We start from the raw sequence: 6,784 nt of genomic DNA on the forward strand, positions 1-6,784 counted from the left end.
GGCCCGACTCGAGGGACTGCTGCTCCAAGCGGTCGATTACTCGAGCGAGGAGCGGGAGCTGCTGCTTGCCTGCCAGTTGCTCGACGCGCAGGAGCCGATCAAGCTGTACGCGCTTGCCTCCGAGCTGCAGGTGACGATCGCTACAGTGACGGCGGATCTGGACGAGCTCGAGCAGACGTTGGCTCCGTACGGCCTGACGTTGCTGCGCAAACGGGGGTATGGAGTCCAGCTCGAGGGACCGGAGCAGCGCAAGCGGGAGATGATCGCGGAGCTGGCGCTCGATGTCCTGGATGAACGCGTGCTATTCGGCGAATCGTCCTACGACTCGCTGCCTCCAGCGGCCCGCAGAGTCGCCGAGCTTGCTGGACTGGATCGGGTGCTTACGCTGGAGCAAGCGCTCTGGCGTCTCGAGGAGCAGCAGCCGTCCGAGCTCGCAGATGCCGAATATACGAAGCTGCTCGTGCAGCTTGCGGTTGCTGTTGCTCGCCGTAGGGATGGTCATGCGATCCCGGACGATGAGCCGCCTAGTGCCATTGACGGCGCCGAGGCGAGCGAGGCCGAGACATCGCAATGGCTGGAGAGCATCGATGAACAGCCGAGCGCCAGGGAGCGGGCGTATATACGGGGCTTGCTGGGAGCGCGGATGCGCAAGACATCCCTCTCGATGCTAATCGGTGACCCCGAATTGCAGCGCGATGTATATCGGCTCGTCGATCGCATGTCGATGCTGCTCGACATGCCCCTGACAAGCGATCGACTGCTGCTCGAAGGCCTCCAACAGCATCTGGAGCCAGCCCTGCTGCGGCTCCGCAGGGGCGAGACGATCCGCAATCCGCTGCTCCATCAGATCCGCGGCGATTATAATCAATTGTTCGCGGCGACAGCCGAGGCGGTTTGCGAGGTGTATCCGGATTGGACGATTCCAGACGAGGAGATCGGTTATCTGGTGATGCACTTCGGGGCGTCGATGGAGCGGTCGGAGGTAAGCGGCGACGGGCAGCTTCGGACCTTGCTCGTCTGCACGAGCGGGATCGGCTCCTCGCGGCTGCTGGCGGTGCGGCTGGCCAAGTCGTTTCCGAGATTGGAGATTCTCGGTCATGTGTCCTGGTACGAGGCTTCGCGGATCCCCGAGTCCGACTATGACCTGATCCTGTCCACAGTCGAGCTGCCATTGCCTGCCTCCAAGTATGTAAAGTTAAGCCCGCTGCTGCCCGAGGAGGATCAGGAGACGCTGCGGCGCTTGCTGCAGCGCAAGCGGGCCGCCCCGGCCGCTCCGCCATCGACAGACGCTGCGGCTGCCGGCGTGCCGCCGCTCTATCGGCTGCAGGAGCTTCAACGCTCGGCAGACGAAATGCTGCGACTGCTGCGGCACTTTGCCGTGTACCGTCTATCTCAGGTCGGCGAGGAGGACCTGCATGCCCTGAGCGTACGCTTGATGGCGGAGCTGGAGCAGCGGCAGCTCCTCTGCGAGGGACCGGCGGTCGCCGAACAGCTGATGCGAAGGGAGAGCTATGGCTCGCTAATCCTGCCCGACTCGGAGCTGGCCTTCCTCCATACGCGGAGCGAGCACGTGCCCCGGCCGTTGCTCGTCCTCCTGCGATTGGAGCAACCGTTGCGGATGGGCGAGCCCTCGATGCCGGTATGTGGTCTGCTCTATATGCTGGCCCCGCAGCAGCTGCCAGCGGTGCAGCTCAGTCTGTTGAGCGAGATTAGCGCCATGCTGCTCGAGCCGGAGCTGATCCGTCTGTTGGAGCAGGGGGGAGAGCCGGAGATCCGGCAATGGCTCGCCGCAGCCTGGCTCGAAGCGATGCACAGGTTATAAAGAAAAGACTGCTGAGATCGTTAATCTATTGAAGAGGAGAGATACAACATGAGTCTGACGATACCCGAATCGATGGTGAAGCTAGGAGCCAAGGCAAACGATAAATACGAGGCGATCCGATTGGCTGGCGAACTGCTGGTGCAAGCCGGTCATGCCGAGGCTGGCTATGTCGACAAGATGGTCGAGCGGGAAAAAACATTGTCCACCTATATGGGCGCCGGTCTGGCCATCCCGCATGGCACCAATGAATCGAAGGCATTGATCCGCTCGACTGGTCTGTCGGTCGTACAGCTGCCGGACGGCGTGGACTTTGGCGAAGGCGAACTGGCTTTCGTCGTCGTAGGTATCGCCGCGCTGGGCGACGATCATCTGGAGCTGCTGACGAATGTCGCGATGGTCTGCTCTGAAGAGGAAAACCTGGAGAAGATCATCAACGCATCCTCGGCTGCGGAGCTGGCCCGGCTGTTCAATGAAGGAGCGGAGGAATGAAGGCTGTTCACTTCGGCGCTGGCAATATCGGTCGGGGCTTCATCGGTCTGATCCTTGGCGCAGCCAACTATGAGGTCTGCTTCGTCGATGTCAACCGCGAGCTGGTCGAACAGCTGCGGACGAGAAAAAGCTACAAGGTGGCGCTGGCGACAGACGAGCAGGAAACCGTTGTCGTGAGCGGCGTTACGGCGATCGACGGGACGGACCTGGATACGGTAGCCGCTGCGGTGGCGGAGGCTGATCTGGTGACGACGGCGGTAGGAGTCGCGGCGCTGAAGCATATTGCTCCGGGCATCGCCCGTGGCATCTCGCTGCGTCTGGCTAGCGGAGATCAGCCGCTCCAGGTGATCGCTTGCGAGAATGCGATCGGCGCCAGTCACCTGCTGCAAGAGCAGGTGTATCCGTTGCTTCGTGAGGAGGAACGGATGCAAGCTGACGCGCAGATTGCCTTTCCGAATGCCGCTGTCGACCGTATCGTGCCGCTCCAGACGCATGAGGACCCGTTATTCGTAAAGGTTGAGCCCTTCTACGAATGGGTCGTCGAGCGGAAGATGTCTACGCTGCCGGACATTGCAGGCATTCATTATGTCGATGAGCTGACGCCTTACATCGAGCGCAAGCTGTTTACGGTCAATACCGGGCATTGCACCGCAGCTTATCATGGCTATCGGCTGGGGGCGGGGACGATCCAGGAGGCGCTGCAGCTTCCGGAGGTCGAGGCCGAGGTGGCGGGCACGCTCGCCGAGACCGGCGAGCTGCTGTGCGTCAAGCACGGCTTCGACCGCGCCGAGCATCAGCGCTACATCGACACGATCATCGGGCGGTTCCGCAATCCGCATCTGGTCGACGAGGTGGAGCGGGTCGGACGCTCACCGCTGCGCAAACTGTCTCCGGAGGATCGGCTCGTACGCCCCGCTCGTCAAGCGCAGGATATCGGTCTTGCCGCCGTGCATCTAACGCGAGCGATGGCGGCGGCGTTGCGCTTCGACCCGGAGGGTGACGAGGATGCGCAACAGCTGCAACGGAGCATTCGGGAGAGCGGGGCGGCGCAGACGCTCGCCCGGATCACCGGACTGTCGGCGGGCGACCCGTTGCTCGCGTCGGCGATGGACGCTTATCGCAGCTATAGCGGAGCGCCTGACGCCGGATAACGAAGGACACTCAGCAAGCAAGGAGGGGAACGGCATGACGACAACGATACAAGGCATCGCCGCTTCGCCGGGCATCGCGATCGGGCCGGCCTATATCATCGCTACCGAGCGATATGTGCCGCCAGCAGAGCAAGCGAATCGCCCGCAGGAGGAAGTCGAGCGTTTCCGGCAGGCGGTCGCCAAGGCGGCAGCGGAGCTGGAGCAGATCCGCCAGGCGACGCTCGAGCGGATGGGCGAGGAGAAAGCGGAGATCTTCGAGGCGCATCTGCTCGTCCTTGAGGACCCCGATCTGATCGAGGCGATCGAGGAGCAGATCGCCGGAGAGGGGTTGAAGGCGGAGTATGCGTTGCATCAGACGGCGCAGTCCTTCGTCGAGACGCTGCGTGATATGGACAACGAGCTGCTGCGGGAGCGGGCCGCCGATGTCGAGGACGTCGCTGGTCGCATCATGGATGCGCTGCGCGGCCGTCAGGGCAGCTCGCTGGCGAGCATCACGCAGCCATGCGTCATCGTCGCCGACGATCTCACGCCCTCGGACACGGCGCAGCTCGACTTGAATCTCGTGCAGGGCTTCGTGACACGAGTGGGCAGCCGCACCTCGCATTCGGCGATTATGGCTCGCTCGCTCGGCGTCCCGGCGGTCGTCGGCGCTGGCACGCAGGTGATGGAGATCACCGCGGGTGAGGAGCTGATCGTACACGCGGGCGAGGGCCGTATCCTCGTCGGACCGGATGCCGAGGAGCGGGCCCGCTATGTGCGGGAGCGAGAGCAATATGTAGCGCGGCAGCGCGAGCTGGCGCGGCTCAAGGATGAGCCGACGGTTACGCTTGATGAGCATCGGGTCGAGCTGGCTGCCAATATCGGCAACGTCGAGGACATGCAGCAGGTGCTCGACAACGGCGCGGAGGCGATCGGCCTGTTCCGCACCGAGTTTCTCTATATGGGCCGCGCCTCGCTGCCTAGCGAAGAGGAGCAGTACCAGCAGTACAAGTATGTGCTCGAGAAGATGGATGGCAAGCCTGTCGTCATCCGGACACTCGATATCGGCGGTGACAAGGAGCTGCCCTACATGGAGCTGCCGGAGGAGGACAATCCGTTCCTCGGCCAGCGGGCGCTGCGGCTCTGTCTGGCGCATCCGGAGCTGTTCCGCACTCAGCTGCGCGCCTTGCTGCGCGCCAGCAAGCATGGGCAGCTGAAGATCATGTTCCCGATGATCGCCGTGCTGAGCGAGCTGTTGGAGGCCAAGCGCATCCTGCAGGAAGAGAAGGAGCGACTGCTCGGCGAGGGAGAGGCCATCTCGGAGAGCATTGAGATTGGCATGATGATCGAAGTGCCGGCGGCGGCGCTGGGGGCCGCGATATTTGCCCCGCATGTTGATTTTTTCAGCATCGGAACTAATGACCTGATCCAATATACAATGGCGGCCGACAGGATGAACGAGCAGGTGAGCTATCTGTACCAGCCCTGCCATCCGACCGTGCTGCGGCTCGTCAAGCTAGTCATCGATGCCGCTGCGGGGCATGGCCGCTGGGTCGGAATGTGCGGCGAGATGGCCGGCGACGAGCGGGCGATCCCGTTGCTGCTCGGTCTCGGCCTGCATGAGTTCAGCATGAGCGCCGCCGCGATCCTGCCCGCGCGCGGCCAGCTCGCAGAGCTGAACTACGCAAGCTGCCAGGAGTGGGCCCAGGAGGCTCTAGGCCTGAGCAGCGAGCAGGAAGTGCTCGACCTGGTTGCGGCCCGTCTCAACTAACAGCGATCGGAAGATCGATCCCGTGACCGTAGGATTATTTTCAACCGTCTGATCATCCCATCCCATCCAAGGAGGCGTTGCGCGATGACCTCGCAAATCTATACAATATTGAATCCGACCGGCTTCCACGTACGGCCGATCAAGGCATTCGTCAAGCAAGCATCGGAGTTCCCATGCAAGATCTATGTTACGAGCAAAGGCAAACGGGTCAACGGCAAAAGCTCGCTCAGCATGCTGACGCTGGGAATCTCCCAAAACGAGGAAGTGTTGCTCGAAACGGAAGGGGAGCATGAGGAGGAGGCCCAGCAAGTGCTGGGACGACTGCTCACCGAAATCCATGAATAAAAGGCAGCCAGAAGCCACGGCAAGGCGGCGCAGACCAAGTCTGCGCCGCCTTGCCGCGTATCGGGAGGAAACGTTATAATAAACTAACTGACGGAGCGGACGCGATCGTCTGGTCGCGTGCGGCTCAGCTGCGGACGATAGGCCCAGGCGGCGGACAGGACAATCGCGGCGATCAGCGCCTTGACGGCATCGAAGCCGACGAACGGGTACATGCCAAGCTCAAGCGCGCGCGTTAGCGGCACCTCCAGCGCATAGGCCAGCCAAGGCACCCCGCTCAAGTAGGAGATCAGAGAGCCGAAGATGAAGAACCCGACGGCGAGCAGGGCGGTTGTCGCCGCTCGCGAGCGTTCGGCTGCCCCCGCGAGCACACGGGAAGCATACCAGCCGCTCAGCAGCGCGCAGATCGGGAAGATCCACAAAAAGCCGCCGGTCGGCCCGACAATCAAGGACAAGCCGCCTCGACCATGCAGCAAGGGCAATCCGGCTGCGGTCAGCGCGATGACAAGGCCGATGCTGTAGAAGCCATAGCGAGCGCCAAGGAAGCCGCCAGCCAGCATGATCGCGAGGTTCTGCAGCGTTATCGGAACGGCGGTTACATAAATCGTGATGGAGCTCATCAAAATGAATAAGGCGGCAAACAAAGCGATATAAACTAGATGACGTACAGATGTGGACATAGACAGCAGCTCTCCTTTATAATGTTAACCGTATTTATGTATGAACAGGTTGACAATTAGGATCATAGCATGAGAGCTGCCCTCTTGGGAAGAGTCTGGAGGAAAATAATGAATCAACATGGTTTGGAGCTGAGGGACGTATCCGTCGTCTCCCCCTCGGGCCAAGGCAGTGCGGAGCGGTTGCTGCTCGAACATATTAGTCTGCGTATCGCCCTCGGTGAATGGGTGCAGCTCGCCGGGCCCAACGGGAGCGGCAAGAGCACATTGGTCAAGCTGCTGACGGGCCAGCTCGACCGCAACTGCATCGTAACAGGCGAAATCCGCAGTGCCCTCGCATTGGAGACGTACCCTTACGTCCTCCAGCATCCGGAGTCAGGAATCGTCGGCGCGACGCCATGGGAGGATCTGCTGCTCGGGCAAGAGCAGCGCGGCGCCCCGGAAGAGCAGGCCCGCACGTTGATGGAGCGCGTCCTCGCGCAGACCCGTCTCTCTGCGATCCGGCATCGTCCGGTCGCCGAGATGTCGGGCGGCGAGCAGCAGCTGACCGCGA

7 protein-coding genes are annotated in these 6,784 nt (G+C 62.1%); 6 read left to right on the plus strand and 1 reads right to left on the minus strand.

Annotation, left to right across the window (positions count from 1 at the left end; genetic code table 11):
• From PA598K_RS01580 to PA598K_RS01600, 5 genes are all read left to right on the plus strand, one after another.
• A partial coding sequence (locus tag PA598K_RS01580) for a BglG family transcription antiterminator (RefSeq protein WP_185601412.1) occupies nt 1–1,822 on the plus strand: 1,822 nt, incomplete at its 5' end.
• A 48-nt stretch (nt 1,823–1,870) separates the two neighbouring features.
• Complete coding sequence (locus tag PA598K_RS01585; RefSeq protein WP_128655150.1) at nt 1,871–2,311, plus strand: PTS sugar transporter subunit IIA; 441 nt, start codon at nt 1,871–1,873, stop codon at nt 2,309–2,311.
• Complete coding sequence (locus PA598K_RS01590) at nt 2,308–3,462, plus strand: mannitol-1-phosphate 5-dehydrogenase (protein WP_128655151.1); 1,155 nt, start codon at nt 2,308–2,310, stop codon at nt 3,460–3,462. Before PA598K_RS01585 ends, PA598K_RS01590 begins: the two co-directional genes overlap by 4 nt.
• Nucleotides 3,463–3,496: 34 nt before the next feature.
• A complete protein-coding gene (ptsP, locus tag PA598K_RS01595; protein ID WP_128655152.1) occupies nt 3,497–5,212 on the plus strand; it encodes a phosphoenolpyruvate--protein phosphotransferase in 1,716 nt (571 codons plus the stop codon).
• 84 nt (nt 5,213–5,296) lie between these two features.
• Complete coding sequence (locus PA598K_RS01600; protein WP_128655153.1) at nt 5,297–5,557, plus strand: HPr family phosphocarrier protein; 261 nt, start codon at nt 5,297–5,299, stop codon at nt 5,555–5,557.
• A gap of 83 nt (nt 5,558–5,640) precedes the next feature.
• Here PA598K_RS01600 and PA598K_RS01605 read toward each other — a convergent pair whose 3' ends face one another.
• Nucleotides 5,641–6,234 carry a biotin transporter BioY gene (locus PA598K_RS01605; RefSeq protein WP_185601414.1) on the minus strand — a complete coding sequence of 198 codons (594 nt, stop codon included), beginning with the start codon at nt 6,232–6,234 and terminating at the stop codon, nt 5,641–5,643.
• 108 nt (nt 6,235–6,342) lie between these two features.
• On the opposite strand from PA598K_RS01605, the gene PA598K_RS01610 reads away from it, so the two are divergent.
• Nucleotides 6,343–6,784: ATP-binding cassette domain-containing protein (locus PA598K_RS01610; RefSeq protein ID WP_185601416.1), on the plus strand; the 442-nt coding region annotated here is incomplete at its 3' end.

It is taken from the genome of Paenibacillus sp. 598K, assembly GCF_003851045.1.
Taxonomy (GTDB): Bacteria; Bacillota; Bacilli; order Paenibacillales; family Paenibacillaceae; genus Paenibacillus_D.

Excerpts from the sequence above, each read along its gene's own strand:
- PA598K_RS01600 (WP_128655153.1), top strand. The coding sequence starts at position 5,297 with ATGACCTCGCAAATCTATACAATATTGAATCCGACCGGCTTCCACGTA.
- PA598K_RS01585 (WP_128655150.1), top strand. The coding sequence starts at position 1,871 with ATGAGTCTGACGATACCCGAATCGATGGTGAAGCTAGGAGCCAAGGCA.
- PA598K_RS01590 (WP_128655151.1), top strand. The coding sequence starts at position 2,308 with ATGAAGGCTGTTCACTTCGGCGCTGGCAATATCGGTCGGGGCTTCATC.
- ptsP (WP_128655152.1), top strand. The coding sequence starts at position 3,497 with ATGACGACAACGATACAAGGCATCGCCGCTTCGCCGGGCATCGCGATC.
- PA598K_RS01605 (WP_185601414.1), bottom strand. The coding sequence starts at position 6,234 with ATGTCCACATCTGTACGTCATCTAGTTTATATCGCTTTGTTTGCCGCC.